This window comes from Methylibium sp. T29-B (genome assembly GCF_000576225.1).
GTDB classification, from domain to species: Bacteria; Pseudomonadota; Gammaproteobacteria; order Burkholderiales; family Burkholderiaceae_C; genus Methylibium; species Methylibium petroleiphilum.
On sequence record NZ_AZSN01000276.1, the window covers coordinates 1 to 2,894 of the forward strand.

Annotated in this window: 4 protein-coding genes; 1 reads left to right on the forward strand and 3 read right to left on the reverse strand. The window is 69.6% G+C overall.

Going from position 1 to position 2,894, the window contains the following annotated elements; genetic code table 11:
• Positions 1–31: 31 nt before the first annotated feature.
• The gene (locus Y694_RS20965) at positions 32–994 is read right to left on the reverse strand and encodes a sigma-54-dependent Fis family transcriptional regulator (protein WP_051495957.1); all 963 of its coding nucleotides are present in this window, start codon (positions 992–994) and stop codon (positions 32–34) included.
• A 265-nt stretch (positions 995–1,259) separates the two neighbouring features.
• On the opposite strand from Y694_RS20965, the gene Y694_RS20970 reads away from it, so the two are divergent.
• On the forward strand, positions 1,260–1,751 hold the full coding sequence (locus Y694_RS20970; RefSeq protein WP_231497827.1) for a dihydroneopterin aldolase: 492 nt from the start codon (positions 1,260–1,262) through the stop codon (positions 1,749–1,751).
• 109 nt (positions 1,752–1,860) lie between these two features.
• Here the strand turns inward: Y694_RS20970 and fae are convergent, their stop codons facing one another.
• Both fae and Y694_RS20980 read right to left on the reverse strand, forming a co-directional pair.
• The gene (gene fae / locus Y694_RS20975; RefSeq protein WP_011830196.1) at positions 1,861–2,370 is read right to left on the reverse strand and encodes a formaldehyde-activating enzyme; all 510 of its coding nucleotides are present in this window, start codon (positions 2,368–2,370) and stop codon (positions 1,861–1,863) included.
• A 98-nt stretch (positions 2,371–2,468) separates the two neighbouring features.
• On the reverse strand, positions 2,469–2,894 hold a 426-nt coding region (locus Y694_RS20980), incomplete at its 5' end, for a triphosphoribosyl-dephospho-CoA synthase (protein WP_036236257.1).

Below are 2,894 nucleotides of genomic sequence, written 5' to 3' on the forward strand. Positions count from 1 at the left end.
GCGCGGGCGCGCGTGCCGGTGCTCGGGCCGGTCAGGGCCACCGGCAGCTCGTGCGCCCCGGTCTCCGACGCGGCGGGCGCGCCACCACGAAGAAACGGCTCGCGCCCTGCGCGCCGAAGCTGACCACCGGATGGAAGGCGCTGCGCCGGCAGCGTTCCACCAGCTCGGCCAGCCGGGTGTGGAGCAGGTCTTCCAGCCGGCGCTCGCGCAGCTCCGCCACCGAGTGCAGGCCGAGCTGGAACAGCGCACTGCGGTTGCCGGCGAGGATGCGGCCGTCGGCCTCGAGCGCCAGCTTGCCCTCGTGCAGCGTGTAGACGAACTCGGGCCGGCTGTGGAAGTGCAGCAGGTGGGCCTCGGGGTGGCGCAGCTCGAGCAGGCGGTTCTCGATCATCTGCGCGGTCATGCCCAGCAGCACCAGCGAATGCTGCTGCTGCAGGCTCGAGCGGCTGGTCACGTCGAGCACCGCGGTCATCTGGCCCTGCGGGTCGAACACCGGCACCGCCGAGCAGGTGAGCGACGTGAGGCGGGTGAAGAAGTGGTCCTCGCGCCGCACCGCCACCGGGCTGGCCGCGACCAGGCAGGTGCCCATGCCGTTGGTGCCGGCCTCGGCCTCGCTCCACACCGCGCCGACGTGGAAACCCAGCGGCGTCACGTCCTCGGCGAAGGCCGGCGAGGACACCATGTGCAGGATCACGCCGTCGGTGTCGGTCAGCACCACGGCCGACTCGGTATCGGCCAGCTGCTGGTAGAGCGTGGCCATCTCGTGGCGGGCGCAGTCGATCACGTCGGCCAGCCGCTCCTGGCGCTGCGCGAGCTGTGCCGCCGGCACGACCGACGGGCGGTGCGGCCGGTCCGGGTGCAGTCGGTGCTGTTCGAGGCAGCGCGTCCAGGAGCGCGCCATCTCGTCGTCGTCGGTGGCCCGTGCCCCCTGGCGCACGGTATCGAGAATGCGGTGTGCGTGTTCGCCTGCCTCGCGCAGCGATACGATGCCCATGCTGTCTCTCCTTCGTGTTGTGGCCGAACGCGCGAGGCGCTGGCGCCGGGCCAGCGATCCGGGCGCCGGGCCGGTTGCCGCCGGCCAGGGTCCCAGGGACCGTTCAGCTTGTCCCTCACAGGGTCAATGCGTACCGATTCTGGCGCGTCCGGTTTGGCCCTCGTAGGGGGTGGAAGCCCGGGGAGCGGCGGTGGAGTGTTCCAAAATCTGGCATGGTCCGGGACTTGCACCGGCCCGTGATGGTATTTCAGCCCAGGAGTCGCCCTTGATCGCCGCCCCCCGCCCGCAGTTGCAGTTCACCGCCACCGACGCCGGCCGCGACGCCGAGCCGCTGGACCTGATCTTCATCGAAGGATTCACCGGCCAGACGGTGATCGGCATCCACGATTCCGAACTGCACCGCCCGCAGACCATCCGCATCGACGTGACGGCCGGCCTGCCGCGGCCGCGCGCCTGCGACAGCGACCACATCGCCGACACCATCGACTACGGCGTCGTGCGCGAGCGGCTGCAGCGCCTGCTCAAGGAGCACAAGCTCACGCTGCTGGAGTCGTTCGCCGAGACCGTGGCCGACATCCTGCTCCACGAGTTCGGCGCGCACTGGGTGCGCGTGGTGGTGGTCAAGCCGAAGAAGTTCGACGACGTGGAAGCGGTGGGCGTGGCGATCGAACGCCGCCGTGCCACCGACCCGGCCAGCGGCCGGGCCGCGCCGGTGCTGTCGCTGATCGGCGCGGGCATGGTGCCGGGCGGCGCCTGAGGGGCCGTACCCGACAGCCGAAAAAAAGCCGACCGGGCAACCGGTCGGCTTTTCTAATGCAGCGACCGCAGGGTGGCGCGCTACGGCACGCCGACCTGCGGCCCACGCATCACTTGGCCGCGAACGGGTGAGCGGCGCTGCCCTTCTTGGAGACCACTTCGCGAGCGGTCGGCGAACCCGACACCGCGCGCTTGATCGACTCCTTGACGGCCTGGTAGTTGTAGTCCTGGATCTTCTTGTCGTCTTCGGCCAGCCAGTGGATGAAGACACCGACGCTGATGAACAGGTTGTCGGCTTCGTCGGCGGGGATGGTGCCGTCTTCCACGCAATCGGCGACGGCCATGGCCACGCCGCGCTGGGCCGGGCCGAACATCTGCACGGCCTGCTTCGCGCCCTTGATCGTGACCTTGTTGAACATCACGGTCGCCGGCTTCACGAGCAGGTTGGGGGCCACGACGGCGAGCAGGGACGTGAAGCCGTCCTTGTTGTTCGTCAGGCTGTTGGCGAAGGCCGTTTCGGCGGCGCTGCCACGCGGCCCGATCAGCAGGTCGATGTGAGCCACTTCGTTGCCATCACCGACGAGCGATTCGCCGACCATCATCCGGTCAATCTTTGCCATGTTGAGTCTCCGTGAGCAAGTTCTGCAGAAGTGAATGTGAAGAGCACTGGGCGTTGCCAGTACGTCGTGAACTTACACGTTCCATGCCAGCGCCGCAATCATGGGAAAGTCGAGAGGTCGGCCACGCCGAGTGCGCCAGCAATGAACAGTGTGGTCACCGTCAGGTCCGCGCTCGTGCCGGGATTGAGCCCGCGGGCCTTGAGATCCTCGTCCCAGGCCGCGAAGGCCGGGTCGTCGCCGACCCGCTCGCCGCCTTCGGCCCGCCGCAGCCACGGCGCCGCCTCGTCGGTGACAGCCTGTGCCACGTCGGCGCCGAACTTTCGAACAATGTGTGAATCGGGCCAGCGGCCCAGGCAGGCGAGGAACAGCGCCTGCACCGCGGCGGCATCGAGCCGCGGTGATGCCGCGGCGGGGCGACGCAGCGCCGCGAGGCCGGTGTCGAACAGGTCGGCATAGTCGCTCGCGTACTGGCGCGCGATGCGGTCGCGATCGGCGGCGAGCCGCATGGCCTCGCGCAGCCACGG